Source organism: Rhodococcus sp. K11/5, from assembly GCF_055193735.1.
The window spans coordinates 3,074,620-3,092,087 of record NZ_CM143721.1 but is presented as its reverse complement, the minus strand read 5'-3'; the positions used below and the strand labels follow the sequence as shown (position 1 = coordinate 3,092,087).

Sequence of the window (17,468 nt, the reverse complement as noted above, 5' to 3'; positions counted from 1 at the left end):
GGTGACCAGATCGACGAGCGAACCGCAGGACAACCCCGCCGACCGGCTTCCGAAGGCGTGGAACCCCGGTGAGGTGGAGGCCGACCTCTACCGGGGATGGGTCGACGCCGGGTACTTCACCGCCGATCCCGCGAGCACCAAGCCCGGATACTCGATCGCGCTGCCCCCGCCCAACGTCACCGGCAGCCTGCACATGGGCCATGCCCTCGACCACACGTTGATGGACGCCCTCGCCCGCCGCAAGCGGATGCAGGGCTACGAGGTGCTGTGGCTGCCCGGGATGGATCACGCCGGTATCGCCACCCAGTCGCTGGTGGAGAAGAAGCTCGCCGCCGAGGGCGTCGCGAAGGCGGACCTCGGGCGCGAGAAGTTCGTCGACGAGGTGTGGAAGTGGAAGGCCGAGTCCGGCGGCACCATCGGTGAGCAGATGCGCCGCATCGGCGACGGAGTCGACTGGAGCCGCGAACGGTTCACCATGGACGACGGTCTCTCGCGCGCGGTGCAGACCATGTTCAAGACGCTCTACGACAGCGGACTGATCTACCGGGCCGAGCGGCTCGTCAACTGGTCCCCGGTCCTGAAGACGGCCATCTCCGACATCGAGGTCAAGTACGAGGACGTCGACGGCGAATTGGTCTCGCTGCGCTACGGGTCGCTGAACGACGACGAACCGCACGTGATCGTCGCGACCACCCGGGTCGAGACCATGCTCGGCGACACCGCCGTCGCGGTGCATCCGGACGACGAGCGCTACACCGATCTGATCGGCACCACCCTGCCGCATCCGTTCCTCGATCGGGAGATCCCGATCATCGCCGACTCGTACGTCGATCCCGAGTTCGGCACGGGCGCAGTGAAGATCACCCCGGCGCACGACCCCAACGACTTCGAGATGGGCGTGCGGCACTCGCTGCCCATGCCGTCGATCATGGACACCTCGGGCGCGATCACCGGCACCGGAACGCAGTTCGACGGTCTCGATCGGTTCGAGGCGCGCGTGAAGGTGCGCGAGGCTCTCGCCGAGCAGGGCCGCGTGGTCGCCGAGAAGCGGCCCTACCTGCACAGCGTCGGCCACTCCGAGCGCAGCGGCGAGCCCATCGAACCCCGGCTGTCGCTGCAGTGGTGGGTGAAGGTCGACTCCCTCGCGAAGTCCGCCGGCGACGCGGTGCGCAGCGGCGAGACCACGGTGCACCCGAAGAGTCAGGAGCCGCGCTGGTTCGCCTGGGTCGACGACATGCACGACTGGTGCATCTCCCGGCAGCTGTGGTGGGGACATCGCATTCCCATCTGGTACGGACCCGACGGCGACACCGTGTGCCTCGGACCGGACGAGTCCGCGCCCGAGGGGTGGACCCAGGACCCCGACGTGCTGGACACGTGGTTCTCCTCCGGACTGTGGCCGTTCTCCACCCTGGGCTGGCCGGAGCGCACACCCGAGATCGAGAAGTTCTATCCCACCAGCGTTCTCGTCACCGGCTACGACATCCTGTTCTTCTGGGTCGCGCGGATGATGATGTTCGGCACCACCGTCGCGGGCGAGCTCCCCGGCCCCGTGCCGTTCCGAGACGTGTTCCTGCACGGCCTCGTTCGCGACGAACAGGGTCGCAAGATGTCGAAGTCCAAGGGCAACGGCATCGACCCCATCGACTGGGTGGATCGGTTCGGCGCGGATGCGTTGCGCTTCACCCTCGCTCGGGGCGCGAACCCCGGCGGTGACCTGTCCGTCGGTGAGGACAACGCGCAGAGCTCGCGCAACTTCGCGACCAAGTTGTTCAACGCGACCAAGTTCGCGCTGATGAACGGCGCGGGCCGATTCGACGCCGACGTCGCCCCGGAACTGCCGAGCCGGGGCGAACTCACCGACGCCGACCGTTGGATCCTCGACCGACTCGCCACGGTGCGGGCCGAGGTCGACGACGCACTGGACCGCTACGAGTTCGGCAAGGCGTGCGAGGCGCTCTACCACTTCGCGTGGGACGAGGTCTGCGACTGGTACCTGGAGCTGGCCAAGGTGCAGTTCGCCGGCGACGCCGCACCGAACACCCGCGTCGTGTTGGGATTCGTGCTCGATTCGTTGCTCCGGCTGCTGCATCCGGTGATCCCGTTCGTCACCGAGACGCTGTGGAAGGCGCTCACCGGCGGCGAGTCCGTGGTCACCGCGGCGTGGCCCAAGGAATCGGGCGTCGGTGCCGATCCCGTTGCGCTGCAGCGTGTCTCGGACATCCAGAAACTGATCACGGAGATCAGACGGTTCCGGAGCGATCAGGGTGTGAAACCCAAGCAGAAGGTGCCGGCCCGTCTGGTGGGTACCACCGCCGCGGACATCGACGCGCTGGTTCCGGCCGTGACCGCGCTGTCGTTCCTGACTCCGGCCGAGGACACCTTCACGGAGTCCGCGTCCATCGAGGTCCGGTTGTCGCTCGGCACGGTGACCGTGGCCGTCGACACCTCGGGCACCGTCGACGTGGCGGCCGAGATCAAGCGCGCGCAGAAGGATCTCGCCGCCGCGCAGAAGGACCTGGACGCCACCACGGCCAAGCTCGGGAACGAGGCGTTCATCGGCAAGGCGCCGGAGAACGTGGTGGAGAAGATCCGGGGTCGGCAACAGGTGGCTCGCGAGGACGTGGAGCGATTGACGAAGCGGCTGACGGAGCTCGGCGCATGACCTCGCCCTCCGCGGAGGCACCGTCTCCGGTCGATCTGGCCGAGTTCACCCTCGTCGAGACCGAACTGGACAAGCGCTGGGGCGAGACCACCATCGAGCCGTCGTTGACGCGGATCAGCGCGTTGATGGACCTGCTCGGCTCACCGCAGACCAGCTACCCGTCGATCCACGTGGCCGGCACCAACGGCAAGACCTCGGTGACGCGGATGATCGAATCGTTGCTTCGCGCGTTCCACCGCCGAACCGGCCGCACCACCAGTCCGCATCTGCAGCTCGCGGTGGAACGCATCGCGATCGACGGTGCGCCGTTGACCCCGCGCCAATACGTGGACACCTACCGCGACATTCTCCCGTACGTCGAGATGATCGACGCGCAGTCGGAGGCCGCGGACGGACCGAAAATGAGCAAGTTCGAGGTGCTCACCGCCATGGCGTTCGCCGCGTTCGCCGAGGCGCCGGTCGACGTCGCCGTGGTCGAGGTGGGTCTCGGGGGACGGTGGGACGCGACGAACGTGATCGACGCTCAGGTCGCCGTCGTGACCCCCATCGGTATCGACCACGTCGAGTACCTCGGGAACGATCTCGCCGGTATCGCGGGGGAGAAGGCCGGGATCATCAAGAAGGCCCCGGAACGCCTCGACCCGGTGGACACCGTGGCGGTGCTCGACGAGCAGCAACCCGAGGTCTCCGAGGTACTGCTGCGTCGCGCCGTCGAGGCCGATGCAGCCGTGGCCCGAGCAGGCTCGGAGTTCGTCGTGCTGGCCCGACGCATCGCCGTCGGCGGACAGCAACTCGAGCTCCGCGGACTCGGCGGGGTCTACGACGACATCTTCCTTCCGTTGCACGGTGAACATCAGGCGCGTAACGCCTCGCTGGCCCTCGCGGCCGTCGAGGCGTTCTTCGGCGCCGGTGCGGACCGCGGGCTCGACGTGGAGACGGTGCGCGAGGGATTCGCCTCCGTCGTCAATCCCGGTCGGCTCGAGCGGGTGCGCAACGCGCCCACGGTGTTCGTCGACGCCGCCCACAACCCGCACGGCGCGGGTGCGCTCGCCGCGACCCTCGCCGAGGAATTCGACTTCCGCAAACTCGTCGGCGTCGTCGCCGTCATGCGGGACAAGGACGTCGACGGGATTCTCCAGGCCCTCGAGCCGATCTTCGACGAGATCGTGGTGACCCACAACGGGTCTCCGCGCGGCCTCGAGGTCGACCAGTTGGCCGACGCCGCCGTCGCTCGATTCGGGGACGAACGCGTCGTCGTCGCCGACACGCTGCCCGACGCGATCGAGATGGCCATCTCGATCGCCGAGGACGTGGCGGACGAGGGGGAGGCCGTGTCGGGAGCCGGCGTGGTCGTCACCGGATCCGTCGTCACCGCGGGCGCCGCTCGCACACTGTTCGGAAAGGACCCGGCATGACCGCGGAGACACCCGACGCCGAGACCGGTGGATTCAAGCCGCCCACCAACGATCCGTGGAAGGGGTTCCGCGGGGTGTGCGCCGGCACGTTGGTGCTCGAGGGCATCGTCGTCCTCCTCGCGCTCCCGGTCGTGGCCACCGTCGGCGGCGGAGTGACCTGGCTCAGCGGCACGTATCTGGTGGCGTTGGCCCTCGCGATGTTCCTCGGTGCCGGGGTGCAGGGCCGACCGTGGGCCCTTCGGTTCGACCTGGGTCTGCAGGTGCTGGTGATCCTGGGCTTCCTGGCACATCCGTCCATCGCCATCGTCGGCGTGCTGTTCCTCGCGGTGTGGCTCTACCTTCTCTACCTCCGCCGCAACCTCCAGCAGAGGATTCGGCGCGGTCTGTTGTACGGCCAGCGGGACTGAACGCGCAGGGGAGCCGGGAGAGCGAGAGAAGTGGTCCTCTAGGCTCGACCACCGTGACCGAACGCACTCTCGTACTCGTCAAGCCGGACGGCGTCGCCCGCCGCTACATCGGAGAGATCCTCAGCCGGATCGAGCGGAAGGGCCTGACCGTGGTCGCGCTCGAGCTCAAGGCGGTCTCCCGTGATCTCGCCGCCGAGCACTACGCGGAGCACGGGGAGAAGTCCTTCTTCCCGGAGCTGCTCGACTTCATCACCTCGGGCCCCGTCGTCGCCGCGGTTCTCGAAGGACCGCGCGCGATCGAGGCGTTCCGCCAGATCGCCGGCGGAACGGACCCCGTCGCCAAGGCGGTACCCGGCACCATCCGCGGTGATCTCGCGCTCGACGGCCAGCAGAATCTGGTGCACGGCTCCGACTCCACCGAGTCGGCTGCCCGTGAGATCGCCCTCTGGTTCCCCGACTTCTCCTGACCGTCCACTCGCCGGTCCCGCCGCGCTGGCACGCGGGCGCCGGGGAGTGTGGGATACTCGACGGCAGGTTGTGCCGTGCACCACGCGCGTCCAACCGGATGACAACCACGGAACGATGCCCGTCATCGCGGACAGGCGCCGGCAGAACAACTGCTCGCGTGTCACGCTGAAGATCAGGTGCTCGGACCGGCCATCCGTCCAGGCAACGCGGCGGGACGACAGAGAAGCACGTCGCTCGCGGTGCTGCGAACCCGCTTATTTCCGTGTCCACCGGACCCGGAAACGAACACTAGCTCTCGCGTGGCCGCGTGCCGCTCGATCGCCGAACGCCGGTAAGCACCGGAAACGGCGATCGGTCGACCGCGCCCGGGGGCCCGAGGAGAACACGTGGCCGACCACGAGCCGCCCCAGACTTTCCCCGACCGCATCCGCGTTCACGCCCTCGCCAAACTGCTGGGAGTCACCAGCAAGCAGGTGCTCGCCGAGCTCGAGACGATGGGGACGCCCGCGCGCAGCGTGCAGTCCAGCGTCGTCCGCGCGGACGCCGAGACGCTGGCCGCGGCGTTCGGTGGATCGCCCGTCACCGAGGCCGTCTCCGCCGACCCGAGCGCCGCGGCCGAAGCACCGGTCGAGGCCGCGCCCGAGGACGCCGGCGCACCCCAACCCGATCTGTTCACCGGTATCGAGACCGAGCCGGTCACCGCACCTCCGGCGCCCACCGACACCGCGGCCATGCCGGTCTTCCTGCAGCCCGAAGCCGTCACCCCGCCGAAGGCCCGTCGACGCTCGCGCTCGGCGGCCAAGAAGGAGGAGCCGCAGGCGGCACCGGACGCGACCGACGTCGACGCGCGGTCCGAGGAGACCTCGGGCGCCGCAGCAGCGACACCCGACGCCGAGACGCCTGTGCCCGAGACGCCCGCGGCCGAGAGCCCCGCTGTGGAGAGCCCCGCTGTGGAGAGCACGTCCTCCGACTCGGGCGATTCCGCCGACGACTCGGACGACGACTCGTCGGGTCCGCGCCGACGCCGCCGGGGGCGTCGGGGCCGTGGTCGCGGTCGCGGCGACAACCAGAACGACGACAACCAGAACGACGGTGCGTCGGACGAGTCCGAGGGATCCACGCCGGACACCACCGCGTCCGAGACCATCGCATCGGACGCCACCGCGTCCGACACCACCGCGGGCGAGACGTCGTCCGACGAGTCCTCGACCGACGGCTCCGACGGCGACGAGTCGACGGGCGGCCCGTCGCGCCGGTCCGGTAGCCGCCGCTCCCGCAGTCGCCGGTCCGGAGCCGCTCGCTCCGATGCCGCCGACGACAGCGACACCGATTCGTCCGATACGCAGGATTCTTCGGTGAACTCGAACTCCGGGGATTCCGACGCCTCGGCCGACGCGGATTCGGCCGGTGGATCGGACTCCTCCAACGATTCCGACGACAGCGACGAGAACTCGGGTGATTCGGCGAGCCGCCGTCGTCGCCGTCGTCGTCGCCGCAAGAGCGGCTCCGACGCGTCGAGCGACACGGAGTCGACGGACGACGATCCGCCCAACACCGTCGTCCACGAGCGTGAACCGCGCGCGAAGTCGCGGTCACGTGATCGCGACGAGGTGCAGGGCATCAGCGGTTCCACGCGTCTGGAAGCCAAGCGTCAGCGTCGCCGCGACGGCCGCGACGCCGGGCGCCGACGTCCGCCGATCCTCACCGAATCCGAGTTCCTCGCTCGCCGCGAGGCCGTCGACCGCACGATGGTCGTTCGCGAGAAGACGCTGGCGGGTCATCCGGACCTCACTCAGGTCGCGGTCCTCGAGGACGGTGTGCTCGTGGAGCACTTCGTCACCAGCACCGCGTCGGGTTCGATCGTGGGCAACGTGTACCTGGGCCGCGTGCAGAACGTGCTTCCCAGCATGGAGGCCGCGTTCATCGACATCGGCAAGGGCCGCAACGGCGTGCTCTACGCCGGTGAGGTCGACTGGGACGCCGCCGGCCTCGGTGGAAGCTCCCGCAAGATCGAGCAGGCCCTCAAGCCCGGCGACCAGGTTCTGGTGCAGGTCAGCAAGGACCCGGTCGGCCACAAGGGTGCCCGGCTCACCACGCAGATCTCCCTTGCCGGGCGGTTCCTGGTGTACGTGCCGGGAGGATCGTCGACCGGTATCAGCCGCAAGCTGCCGGACAACGAGCGCAAGCGACTGAAGGACATCCTCCGCGACATCGTGCCCGCCGAGGCCGGCGTCATCATCCGCACCGCGTCGGAAGGCGTCAGCGCGGAGGAACTCGCCCGCGACGTCACCCGCCTGCAGGCGCAGTGGGCCACCGTCTCGGAGCGCTCGTCCGGAGCAGAATCGTCCAAGTCGTCGGCCCCGGTCACGCTGTACGAAGAGCCGGACCTGCTGGTCAAGGTCGTCCGTGACCTGTTCAACGAGGATTTCTCGAAATTGGTCATCGAAGGTGATCGCGCGTGGAGCACCGTGCAGGGCTACATCGAGACCGTGGCCCCGGACATGCTGCCTCGCGTCGAGCGCTACGTCGGTTCGTCGAAGGACGTCGACGTGTTCGCCGCCTACCGCATCGACGAGCAGTTGGCGAAGGCACTCGACCGCAAGGTGTGGTTGCCCTCGGGCGGCACGTTGGTCATCGACCGCACCGAGGCGATGACGGTGGTCGACGTCAACACCGGGAAGTTCACCGGTGAGGGCGGCAACCTCGAGGAGACCGTCACCCGGAACAACCTGGAGGCGGCCGAGGAGACCGTGCGGCAGATGCGGCTTCGCGACATCGGCGGCATGATCGTCGTCGACTTCATCGACATGGTTCTCGAGTCCAACCGTGATCTCGTCCTGCGCCGTCTCACCGAGGCGCTCGGCCGCGATCGCACCCGGCACCAGGTGTCCGAGGTGACGTCGCTGGGCCTGGTCCAGATGACACGCAAGCGAATGGGAACGGGTCTGATCGAGGCGTTCTCCACCACCTGCGAGCACTGCCACGGACGCGGACTGGTCATGCATCAGTTCCCGGTCGAGCCCGCCAAGGACGACGGTGGTCGCGGCAACCGTTCGGAGAACCAGCGCGGGGACAACCAGCGTGGGGACAACCAGCGCGGGGACGGATCGCGTCGCAAGCGCGGCGGCCGGGACCGCGGCGACGACGCACGACGCTCCGACTCCGCCGAACCGGACGCCGATACCGACACCACGGTCCGCCGACCCCACCCGGTCGCGTTGGCGATGGCCGCGCACGGTCAGGGCGACACCGATGCGGAAGCGGTGGCCGGTGCCGCCGACGCCGCGGCGGCGGTCGCGGCGGTCCGCGAGGCGGAGTCCACTGCTTCGGACTCTGCTGTCGCGGACTCGGCTGCACCGGACTCGGCTGCACCGGACGCTGTGGTGTCCGACCCGGCCGGCACGCCCGACGAGGTCGCCGTTCCGGACGTCGCCGCACCCGCGGTGGCAGACGTGACGACGCCCGAGCCGGAGGCGGCACCTACGCGCGCCCGACGCAGTCGTCGGGTCTCGCGAGCCGCGTCCGCACCCGCGGGGGAGTCGGCGGGCACCGTCATCGTGGTTCCCGCGACGGCTGAGGCCGAGACGCCCGCGGCGAACGGTGACTCGGCCGGCGGTGACGCGGTGCCGGACACCGGGGCGGCGGAACCGACCACGGTCGGCGGCGCGGCATCCGTGACGCCGGTCGCACCGGCCCGGCGGCCCCGCCGTCGAGCTGCGGCACGAGCTGCAGGTCCGCCCGTCGACGAGGAGTGAGGGCCGTCCGAGGCGGTTTGACCGGGGAACCGGCTCTACCGTAATCTTGGACAGTCGCTGTCGGCGATGCGGCCACTTCGTGCCCACCTCACGGTGTGACTCGCCGACGCTCTCCACCAGGCAGTACAGAAGCTCGAGATACAGACTCTCGAGTTACAGCAGTTCGAGATACAGCACAGACCAGTCGCATCCCACCGGATGCGAGCACGAGTTCGAGATACAGCACAGACCAGTCGCATCCCACCGGATGCGAGCACGTTCGAAAGAAGCAAGGGGTAGCCCTCCGATGGCAACGTACGCGATCGTCAAGACCGGCGGAAAGCAGTACAAGGTCGCAGTAGGTGACCTCGTCAAGGTCGAGAAGATCGAGGGAGCGCCCGGAACGGCTGTCTCGCTTGCTCCTGTTCTCGTCGTCGACGGGGCCGATCTGACCACCGATGCGGACAAGCTGGCGAAGGTTTCCGTCGCCGGTGAGATCGTCGAGCACACCAAGGGCCCGAAGATCCGCATCCACAAGTTCAAGAACAAGACCGGCTACCACAAGCGTCAGGGCCACCGGCAGAAGCTGACCGTCCTCAAGGTCACCGGCATCAAGTAGGTCCGACGGCGGGACTTCCTGCCGCGCAACAACCCCACAGCCGTGTAATCAACGGCTCAGCCCCGGGAGGGTAAGCACATGGCACACAAAAAGGGCGCGTCCAGCTCACGCAACGGTCGCGATTCGAACTCACAGCGCCTCGGCGTCAAGCGCTTCGGTGGACAGACCGTCAGCGCAGGCGAGATCATCGTGCGTCAGCGCGGAACCCACTTCCACCCCGGCGTGAACGTCGGCCGTGGCGGAGACGACACGCTGTTCGCCCTGTCGGCGGGCGATGTCCTCTTCGGCACCAAGCGTGGTCGCAAGACGGTCAACATCGTTCCGGCCCCCGCAGAGGTCTGATCCTCCTGCGGCACGACGAGCATCGGTCCACACCGGTGCTCGGGTAGACGAAGCGTTCCCGGCAGGGGCGGCTCGGAGGGTTTCGACTCCTCCTCGCCGCCCCTGTCGGCGTTTCACCGAAGCCCGACGCTCTCCCCAGCGGAGTCCGTCGGCACGAAGTTCTTTCGGAAGGACCCTCATCCATGTCGCGTTTCGTAGACCGCGTCACACTGCACGTCAGCGCGGGCAAGGGCGGCAACGGATGCTCGTCGGTCCACCGCGAGAAGTTCAAGCCCCTCGGTGGCCCGGACGGTGGTAACGGCGGTCGGGGCGGCAACGTCCTGCTGGTCGTCGACCCCGGCGTCCACACGCTTCTCGACTTCCACTTCCACCCCAACGCCAAGGGTGGCAACGGAACTCAGGGTGCGGGCAGCAACCGTGACGGGGCGATCGGTAGCGACCTGATCCTCAAGGTTCCCGACGGGACCGTCGTCCTCGACGACAAGGGACGCATCCTCGCGGACCTCGTCGGCGAGGGCACCACCTTCGAAGCCGCCCTCGGCGGACGAGGCGGACTGGGCAACGCGGCCCTGGCGTCACGGGCTCGCAAGGCCCCCGGATTCGCCCTCCTCGGAGAAGCCGGTGTCGAGCGTGACCTCGTCCTCGAGCTCAAGTCGGTCGCCGACGTCGGTCTCGTCGGATTCCCGAGCGCCGGCAAATCGTCGTTGGTCTCGGTCCTCTCCGCCGCGAAGCCCAAGATCGCCGACTACCCGTTCACCACCCTGGTCCCGAACCTGGGCGTCGTGTCGAGCGGGGAGACCACGTTCACCGTCGCCGACGTTCCCGGCCTGATCCCCGGCGCCAGTCAGGGCAAGGGTCTGGGTCTGGACTTCCTGCGTCACCTCGAGCGCTGTGCCGTTCTCGCGCACGTCGTGGACTGCGCCACGCTCGACCCGGGTCGCGATCCGGTCTCCGACGTCGATGCGCTCGAAGCGGAGCTGGCCGCGTACACGCCCGCGTTGTCCGGCGACGCGAGCCTCGGTGACCTCGCGGACCGGCCCCGCATCGTCGTGCTCAACAAGATCGACGTCCCCGAAGCCGCGGAGCTCGCCGACATGGTGCGCACCGACTTCGAGGCGCGGGGCTGGCCCGTGTTCACCATCTCGGCCGTCAGCCGAGAAGGACTGCGGCCCTTGACGTTCGCGCTGGCGGAGATGGTGGTGCAGTATCGCCTCGACCACCCGAAGGCCGCGCCGCGTCGTCAGGTCATCCGGCCCGTGGCGACGGACAAGACCGGTTTCTCGGTCGTCGCCGATCCCGACGAGCCGGGTGGCTTCGTCGTTCGGGGCGAACGCCCCGAGCGCTGGGTGCAGCAGACCCAGTTCGACAACGACGAGGCCGTCGGCTACCTCGCCGATCGTCTGGCCCGACTCGGCGTCGAAGCGGAACTGGTCAAGCAGGGCGCTCAGCCCGGATCGTCGGTCACCATCGGCGACGTCAGTTTCGAGTGGGAGCCGCAGACGCCGGCGGGTGTGGACGTCACGATGACGGGCCGTGGCACCGACTCGCGTATCGACCAGGTCGAGCGCATCGGTGCGGACGAGCGCAAGCACGCGCGTCGGGTCCGCCGGGGATTGGATCCCGAGGAACTGTGACCGTCGGGCAGCCCACCGACGCCTCTCGCACCCGCGACGAGATCGCGGCGGCCCGCAGCATCGTCGTCAAGATCGGATCGTCCGCCCTCACCAGCCTCGCGGACGGTCTCGACCTCGCCCGACTCGATGCCCTGGCCGACGCCATCGAGGCGCGGATGCGCAGCGGGACCGACGTGGTGGTGGTGTCCTCGGGCGCGATCGGCGCCGGCATGGCTCCGCTGGGCCTGCGACGTCGGCCGCAGGATCTGGCGACCAAACAAGCGGCGGCGAGCGTCGGCCAGCTCGCGTTGGCGCACGCGTGGGGTACCTCGTTCGGCCGGTACGGCCGCACCGTCGGACAGGTGTTGCTGACGGCGGAGGACATCGCGCGCCGGGCGAACCATCGTAACGCCCAACGCACGCTCGATCGGCTGCGATCGCTCGGAGCCGTGGCCGTGGTCAACGAGAACGACACGGTGGCGACCGCGGAGATTCGGTTCGGTGACAACGATCGGCTCGCCGCGCTCGTAGCCCATCTCGTCGGGGCCGACGCGTTGGTCCTGCTCTCCGACGTCGACGGTCTGTACGACGGCGATCCACGCAAGGACCCGTCCGCCAGGTTCGTCCCCGAGGTCGCGAGCCCGGAGGACCTGGACGGCGTGGTGGCGGGCTCCGGCGGAGCCCTGGGGACCGGGGGAATGGCCTCCAAGTTGTCGGCGGCCCGTCTCGCCGCCGATGCCGGCGTGCCCGTGCTGCTCGCCGCGGCATCGGACGCGGGAACGGCTCTGTCGGGTGGTCCGGTGGGCACCACGTTCACCGCACGACCGAATCGGTTGTCCGCGCGGCGCTTCTGGGTGCGTCATGCCGCCGACACCAACGGTGGGCTGACCCTGGACGCCGGGGCCGTGGCGGCGGTGGTGGATCGAAGACGGTCCCTGCTCGCCGCGGGCATCACGTCCGTCGCGGGCGCCTTCGACGCGGGTGACGTGGTGTCGCTGCACGACGAACACGGCAGCGTCGTCGCCCGGGGAGTGGTCGCCTACGACTCCACGGAACTGGCCGCGATGCTGGGACAGTCGACCGCCGATCTCGCGCCCGAGGCACGCAGGCCGGTCGTGCACGCGGACGATCTGGTGTCGGTCTAGCGGACCCCGAGGGTCTCGATCACGTCGGTCAGCACCTCGGAACACCCGACGGCCAGAGTGTGATCGGCGAACTCGTCACCGCGGGTGAGCCCCCGATTGACGATGAAGACGGGTGTGTCGGTCTTCGCCGCGTGCCGCACGAAGCGCAGCCCCGACATCACGGTCAGGGACGAACCCAGCACCAGCAACGTCGATGCCGCGTCGACCATCTCGTACGCCCGTTGTACCCGTGGTTTGGGCACGCTCTCGCCGAAGTAGACGATGTCGGGCTTGAGGATGCCACCACAGCGATGGCACCCGACCATCCGGAAATGCGCGGTGCTCTCGATGATGGCGTCGGCGTCGGGCGCGATCTCCACGCCGTCCGCACCCACCACGGATTCGGCGAAGCCGGGATTCGCCGCGTCCAGTCGTTCGGCGAGGGCGATGCGCGAGACGAGGGTGTCGCACTCCAGGCACCGCACACGGCCGTAGACACCGTGCAGATCGACGACCGTGCGGCTTCCGGCCTTGGTGTGGAGCATGTCCACGTTCTGGGTGATGACGCCGTTCACGAGACCGCGTCGTTCGAGCAGAGCCAGGGCACGGTGTCCCGCGTTGGGACGTGTGGCGTCCATGTGGCGCCAACCGATGTGGTTACGGGCCCAGTAGTGCCGACGGAAGTCGTCGTCGCCGATGAACTGCTGGAAGGTCATCGGGTTCCGCGGCGGGGAGTCGGGGCCGCGGTAGTCCGGGATACCGGAGTCCGTGGACATTCCGGCGCCGGTGAGAGCGAGAACGCCACCGCGACGGACCGCGTCGGTGAGAGCGGCGACGGCGAGGCGCTCGGACGCGACATCGCGCGGTCGAACCGTCTCCGTCGCGGTAGCCCGAGAAGAAAAGGTCACCGTGTCAGGATAGGTCGCCGCGCGATGTCGAGTCGGTCGGTGCAGGTCAGGAAGGTACTTCGATAAGCGGGTAGACCCCGTTCTCGTCGTGACGCTCGTTGCCGACCACGGGCGGGTTGAACACGCACAACATGCGCATCTGCGTCGTGGTCTCGACCGTGTGCCGCTCGTGTCCGTTGAGCAGGTACATCGAACCAGGTCCGAGGGGGTACTTCTCGCCGGTCTCGCGGTCGGTCAACGTGCCCTCACCCTCGATGAGCCAGACGGCCTCGATGTGGTTGGCGTAGTGGAAGTTGTTGACCGTTCCCGCCTCGATGGTGGTCTCGTGGAACGAGAAACCCACACGGTCGCCACCGAGCACGATGCGCTTGGAGCGCCAGTTCCCGTCCTCGCTCGCGATGTCACGTTCGGTTCCGGTGATCTCCTGGGTCGTCCGGACGATCATGGGGCCTCCTGGATTCTGATAGTGAAGCGGGTTCTCGTGGTGTCACGCCGGACGGCGCGACCGAACGACGTATCGACTCAGCTGCAGACGGACGCGGTGGCCTCACGCAGAATGCCGAGACCGTGGTCGAGGTCTTCCTCGGTGATGGTCAGCGGCGGGAGAAGCTTGACCACCTCGTCCTTCGGGCCGGACGTCTCGGCGAGCAGGCCGCGGTCGTACGCGATGGACGTCACCTTCGATGCCTTCTCGGCGTCCTCGAAGACCAGACCCTGGACCATGCCGCGACCGCGGGTGCTGATGCCCTCGAAGCGAGCCGAGAGATCGATGAAGCAGTCGCGGATGCGCTCGCCCTTCGCCAGGATGGCCTTCTCGAACGAGTCGTCCGACCAGTAGTGATCGATCGCGGTCTTGCTCGTGACGAACGCCGGGTTGTTGCCACGGAAGGTGCCGTTGTGCTCGCCCGGTCCCCAGACGTCCAGTTCGGGGCGGAACAGCGTCAACGCCATGGGCATGCCGTAACCGCCGATGGACTTGGACAGGGTCACGATGTCGGGCACGATTCCCGCGTCCTCGAAGGAGAAGAACGGACCGGTGCGGCCGCAGCCCATCTGCACGTCGTCGACGATGAGCAGGATGTCCCGGCGCTTCAGCAGTTCGGCCAACCCACGCAACCACTCGGGACGGGCAACGTTGACGCCACCCTCGCCCTGGATGGTCTCCACGATCACGGCTGCGGGTCGGTTGATGCCGCTGCCGGAGTCGTCGAGCACGCGCTCCATCCACTGGAAGTCATCGGTCGCGCCGTTGAAGTAGTTGTCGAACGGCATGGGCGTGGCGTGCACCAGCGGGATGCCGGCTCCGGCGCGCTTCATGGAGTTGCCGGTGACCGACAGTGCACCGAGCGTCATGCCGTGGAACGCATTGGTGAAGTTGATGACCGAGGAACGACCGGTGACCTTCCGAGCAAGCTTGAGCGCGGCCTCGACCGTGTTGGTTCCCGTCGGTCCGGGGAATTGCACCTTGTAGTCGAGATTGCGCGGCGCGAGAATCTTCTGTTCGAAAGTCTCGAGGAATTCGCGTTTCGCCACGGTCGACATGTCGAGTCCGTGCGTGATTCCGTCACGCATGATGTAGTCGACGAGGGCCTGCTTCAGCACCGGATTGTTGTGCCCGTAGTTCAGCGCACCGGCGCCGGCGAAGAAGTCGAGGTACTTGCGGCCGCTCTCGTCGGTGATCCAGGACCCCTGAGCGGTGTCGAAGACGGCGGGCCACTGCAGGCTGTAACTGCGCACCTGCGACTCGCGGCGGGTGAAGACGTCGGTGTCCGTGGTGGTGTCCATGCTGCTGTTCCTTCGGTTGTCGTGGTCCGTGGTCGCGGCGCGGTCGTCACCGAACGGTCCTACGGTGTAGAGGTCTTCGGGCTGGTGGCTGTCGGGGAATTGACTCGCGGAGAAAAGATCCCGACGCTCGATGGAAGTGCCGCGTGCGGTCGCGAGCGAGGTGAACAGCGCGATCGACGCGGGATTGTCCGGGCTGATCGTGGTCTCGAGCCGGTCCACTCCGCGATCGGCGAGCCGCTCGACGAGTTCGACGAGCATGCGGCGGGCCAATCCTGCTCCACGCTCGCTCGCGTCGACGGCCACCTGCCACACGAAGATCGTGGCGGGCGCGGTGGGACGCAGGTAGCCGGTGACGAAACCGACCGGGCGATCGGACGGGTCGACGGCGACCACGGAGGTCTCGGCGAAATCTCGACCCCACAGAATGTAGGAGTAACTGGAATTGACGTCGAGGACCTTCGAGTCTCTGGCGATTTCCCACATCCGGATGCCGTCGTCTGGGCGAGGCTCACGAAAGCTGTGGGTGGCGGAATTCTCGGGCGGGGTCGCTCTCTGTAACACTGGCGTCATATTGCGTTCGAATCTAACAAGCGCTTCCGACAAAGTCAGGTGCGCTTAGAGAATGGCTCGCGAGAACCCCGCTAACCGCCAGTAAGCACCCGGTTTGTGAGGCTGGTCACATAACCGGACGATTCGGACAACCCTCGGCCGGTTCGCGAGCGCCGGAGGCGGTCAGCGGCTCGATCTGCGGATATTCGATGCGGGTACGCCCGGCGAGGCACCCACGTTCGGTCGCGTGCCGACACTAGTGTCCGAAACATTATGAAGTCGAAGATCAGTGCCCCGTGGACGGGACGGCTGTCACGAACGGGTGCGGTTCGCCGTGCTCCCGTCGCGGCGGCTCTGGCCATCGTTGTTCCGACTCTCGCCGCCGGTGTGTTCTGGGCCGGACTGGCCCCGAGCGGCGAGCCGTCGACGGTGACGATGGCCCCGGCATCCGAGCAGACCTCGTCGGACCCGCTCGCCACCACGCGGTCGGCCCTCGCGGCGACCACGCTGCCGTTCTCCGTGCTCGGGTCCGGGGTCACCGAATTGACCGAGGGCGGGCTCGAACTCGACGACGGTGCTCGACAGATGAAGGACGGTCTCGGTCAGGCGCGCGAGGGATCGGCGGAGCTGGCGGACGGGATGACGCAACTTCGCAGCGGGCTGTGGCAGCTCGGCGACGGGTCGTCACAGGTCAGCGGGGGTGTGGACCGGGTGGTGACGGCGCTGACCGGGCTGGGCGCCGCGCAGGGGCAGATCGAACTGATCGTGCAGCAGACGCTCGAATCGCTCGAGACGTCCACCGATCCCGTGGCGACGGCTTCCGCCGATCAGCTCCGCACGGTCCTGGACCTTCTCCGCACCCAGGGTCTGAACAGTGGCGTCGTGGACGAACTGGAACAGCTCCGCACCGGTGCGCAGACCCTGGCCTTCCAGCTCGACGATCCGTCCTCGGAATTCGTCGACGGCATGGTCCGGGCGACCGACGGGTCCGGCGAGCTCCGGGAGGGCCTCGTCCAGTTGGACGACGGCGGCGTGCTGTTGGTGGACGGGACCACGCGGCTGGTCGAGGGCACCGGACCGATGACCACCTTCCTCGACGGTATCGAGGGCAACGTCACCCGCGCGTCGTCCGCGCTGCCGGCGGCTGCGAGCGTCGAGACCGATCCGACCGGCTCGTCGTCGACGTTCGTCGTGCGGGCCGCGGCGGCGCCCTGGCCGTACCTGGCGGCGGTCTTCGTCATGGTTGCGGGCGCCTTGGTGGGATTCGTCGTACCGCGAGCGCGGGCGGCAGTGATCGCCACCGTAGCCGCGGCGGCGTCGATGGTGGTGGCGCTGTCCTTCGCGGACACGGGTGCGTCGCTCGGTGGCTTCATGACCGTGACCGCGCTGGTGGCGGCCTGGACCGCCGCCGTGGTGTGCGCGGCCCGTGCCGTCCGGGTCCTCCTGGGAGTGACCGCCGCAGCCGTGGTCCTGGGCGTGCTCGGACTTCTGCAGCTGGTGGTGGTCGGTCTCGCCGGCCCGGCGTTCGGTGACGACGGGGGTGCCGCGGTGTCGGCCTTCACCCCGCTCGGACAGCTGATGTCCGCCCTCGGATCGGCGGCGAGCGACGGGGTCGGGGTGAGTGCGCTCGTGTCCTTCGTCGCGGCGCTGGCGACCGCCGGTGTCGGGGCCGTGATTCTGTCGGCTCATCGCAGTGGTGAGGAGCCACCGAACGAGGGCGACGAGGAGCCGGCGAACGAGGAGTCCGATACGGCCCGCGTCGACGGCGTCGGTGACGACGACGGTCGGGAACTCGACAGCGAAACCGAGGACGGCGACAGCACCGTCTCCGTACGGTAG

Annotated in this window: 13 protein-coding genes and 1 pseudogene; 10 read left to right on the top strand and 4 right to left on the bottom strand. The window is 68.4% G+C overall.

Annotated features, from left to right (window positions below):
- Nucleotide 1 precedes the first annotated feature (1 nt).
- The 9 genes from ACY466_RS14555 to proB all read left to right on the top strand — a co-directional run bounded on the left by ACY466_RS14555 (nt 2) and on the right by proB (nt 12,408).
- On the top strand, nt 2-2,665 hold the full coding sequence (locus ACY466_RS14555) for a valine--tRNA ligase (protein ID WP_463246064.1): 2,664 nt from the start codon (nt 2-4) through the stop codon (nt 2,663-2,665).
- Nucleotides 2,662-4,080 carry a bifunctional tetrahydrofolate synthase/dihydrofolate synthase gene (gene folC, locus ACY466_RS14550; RefSeq protein WP_463246063.1) on the top strand — a complete coding sequence of 473 codons (1,419 nt, stop codon included), beginning with the start codon at nt 2,662-2,664 and terminating at the stop codon, nt 4,078-4,080. Before ACY466_RS14555 ends, folC begins: the two co-directional genes overlap by 4 nt.
- Nucleotides 4,077-4,487, top strand: a complete 411-nt coding sequence (locus ACY466_RS14545; RefSeq protein WP_463246061.1) for a DUF4233 domain-containing protein — start codon at nt 4,077-4,079, stop codon at nt 4,485-4,487. Before folC ends, ACY466_RS14545 begins: the two co-directional genes overlap by 4 nt.
- A gap of 53 nt (nt 4,488-4,540) precedes the next feature.
- Nucleotides 4,541-4,954 (top strand): nucleoside-diphosphate kinase, encoded by a 414-nt coding sequence (ndk, locus tag ACY466_RS14540; RefSeq protein WP_463246059.1) that lies wholly within the window; start codon nt 4,541-4,543, stop codon nt 4,952-4,954.
- Between the two features lie 387 nt (nt 4,955-5,341).
- On the top strand, nt 5,342-8,710 hold the full coding sequence (locus ACY466_RS14535) for a translation initiation factor IF-2 N-terminal domain-containing protein (protein WP_463246058.1): 3,369 nt from the start codon (nt 5,342-5,344) through the stop codon (nt 8,708-8,710).
- A gap of 286 nt (nt 8,711-8,996) precedes the next feature.
- Nucleotides 8,997-9,308, top strand: coding sequence for a 50S ribosomal protein L21 (gene rplU / locus ACY466_RS14530; protein ID WP_463246057.1), 312 nt, complete (start codon nt 8,997-8,999; stop codon nt 9,306-9,308).
- A gap of 78 nt (nt 9,309-9,386) precedes the next feature.
- Nucleotides 9,387-9,650, top strand: a complete 264-nt coding sequence (gene rpmA / locus ACY466_RS14525) for a 50S ribosomal protein L27 (RefSeq protein ID WP_463246055.1) — start codon at nt 9,387-9,389, stop codon at nt 9,648-9,650.
- A 182-nt stretch (nt 9,651-9,832) separates the two neighbouring features.
- Complete coding sequence (obgE, locus tag ACY466_RS14520; RefSeq protein WP_463246054.1) at nt 9,833-11,284, top strand: GTPase ObgE; 1,452 nt, start codon at nt 9,833-9,835, stop codon at nt 11,282-11,284.
- On the top strand, nt 11,281-12,408 hold the full coding sequence (gene proB / locus ACY466_RS14515) for a glutamate 5-kinase (protein WP_463246052.1): 1,128 nt from the start codon (nt 11,281-11,283) through the stop codon (nt 12,406-12,408). The genes obgE and proB overlap by 4 nt, the downstream gene beginning before the upstream one ends.
- Here proB and ACY466_RS14510 read toward each other — a convergent pair.
- From ACY466_RS14510 to ectA, 4 genes and pseudogenes are all read right to left on the bottom strand, one after another.
- A complete protein-coding gene (locus ACY466_RS14510; RefSeq protein WP_463246051.1) occupies nt 12,405-13,295 on the bottom strand; it encodes a Sir2 family NAD-dependent protein deacetylase in 891 nt (296 codons plus the stop codon). The genes proB and ACY466_RS14510 overlap by 4 nt on opposite strands.
- A gap of 46 nt (nt 13,296-13,341) precedes the next feature.
- Nucleotides 13,342-13,740 (bottom strand): ectoine synthase, encoded by a 399-nt coding sequence (locus ACY466_RS14505; RefSeq protein ID WP_463246049.1) that lies wholly within the window; start codon nt 13,738-13,740, stop codon nt 13,342-13,344.
- Between the two features lie 77 nt (nt 13,741-13,817).
- Complete coding sequence (gene ectB / locus ACY466_RS14500) at nt 13,818-15,080, bottom strand: diaminobutyrate--2-oxoglutarate transaminase (RefSeq protein WP_463252306.1); 1,263 nt, start codon at nt 15,078-15,080, stop codon at nt 13,818-13,820.
- Between the two features lie 111 nt (nt 15,081-15,191).
- Nucleotides 15,192-15,563 (bottom strand): annotated as a pseudogene (ectA, locus tag ACY466_RS14495) (diaminobutyrate acetyltransferase); the annotation flags it as partial.
- Nucleotides 15,564-15,902: 339 nt separating this feature from the next.
- Between ectA and ACY466_RS14490 the strand changes: the two are divergent.
- Nucleotides 15,903-17,468, top strand: coding sequence for a hypothetical protein (locus ACY466_RS14490; RefSeq protein ID WP_463246047.1), 1,566 nt, complete (start codon nt 15,903-15,905; stop codon nt 17,466-17,468).

Excerpts from the sequence above, each read along its gene's own strand:
- ACY466_RS14490 (WP_463246047.1), top strand. The coding sequence starts at position 15,903 with ATGAAGTCGAAGATCAGTGCCCCGTGGACGGGACGGCTGTCACGAACG.
- ACY466_RS14545 (WP_463246061.1), top strand. The coding sequence starts at position 4,077 with ATGACCGCGGAGACACCCGACGCCGAGACCGGTGGATTCAAGCCGCCC.
- folC (WP_463246063.1), top strand. The coding sequence starts at position 2,662 with ATGACCTCGCCCTCCGCGGAGGCACCGTCTCCGGTCGATCTGGCCGAG.
- ectB (WP_463252306.1), bottom strand. The coding sequence starts at position 15,080 with ATGGACACCACCACGGACACCGACGTCTTCACCCGCCGCGAGTCGCAG.
- ACY466_RS14505 (WP_463246049.1), bottom strand. The coding sequence starts at position 13,740 with ATGATCGTCCGGACGACCCAGGAGATCACCGGAACCGAACGTGACATC.
- rplU (WP_463246057.1), top strand. The coding sequence starts at position 8,997 with ATGGCAACGTACGCGATCGTCAAGACCGGCGGAAAGCAGTACAAGGTC.
- obgE (WP_463246054.1), top strand. The coding sequence starts at position 9,833 with ATGTCGCGTTTCGTAGACCGCGTCACACTGCACGTCAGCGCGGGCAAG.
- rpmA (WP_463246055.1), top strand. The coding sequence starts at position 9,387 with ATGGCACACAAAAAGGGCGCGTCCAGCTCACGCAACGGTCGCGATTCG.